Here is a 634-nt window from a genome sequence, read left to right on the forward strand (position 1 = left end):
CTTATACCATGCCTTGAATCTGTATCCGGGTGCAGGTTCCGCCTTTGAACCCTCTATACCATCGCTTGTAAGTACCTGGAAAGGTCCCTCCTTTGTAGGATCTACGGTTCCGTTGCCCTTTGAGTAATAGTTGACAACGTAGGTCTTGCTGCTGTCGATCTCAAAGTGTGCTCTAAAGGTGGTGTCTGTATAAAGTCCGTCGCTGTCTTTCTTGATGAAGCCCTTAAGAGCCTCATTAGTAAGCTCTTTGTCTGTGCTTACCGGGGTCTCCTGCTGATTATCATCAACTCTGTACCAGCCAACAAACTTATATCCTGGCTTTTCTTGTGCTTCTGAACCGATGATCGCGGTATTTGAAAGTACCTGATCGGACTGGCTCGCCTTTGTAACTGTTCCCTTGGTCTCATCCTCTGATTCATAGGCTACAGTGTAAGTCTTGGTTTTATCAGGAACAAACATGGCTATGAAGGTGATATCCTGATAGAATCCTCTATCATCCTTGGTAAGCTGGCCTATTGCTGTTGTCTTATCGAGTTCTTCTGTGGCAGCTACCTTGTTTTCTCCTACATACCATCCGTCAAATGCATAGCCGGGCTCAGGTGTTGCTTTGGAACCGGTGATCTTGTCGGTCTTA

1 protein-coding gene is annotated in these 634 nt (G+C 46.2%); it reads right to left on the bottom strand.

Features of this window, described 5'->3' with window-relative positions; all coding sequences use genetic code 11:
• Positions 1-634: InlB B-repeat-containing protein (locus tag NXH67_RS13950; RefSeq protein ID WP_272797771.1), on the bottom strand; the 634-nt coding region annotated here is incomplete at both ends.

The organism is Butyrivibrio sp. DSM 10294, from assembly GCF_028539135.1.
In the GTDB taxonomy this organism is placed as follows: Bacteria; Bacillota; Clostridia; order Lachnospirales; family Lachnospiraceae; genus Butyrivibrio.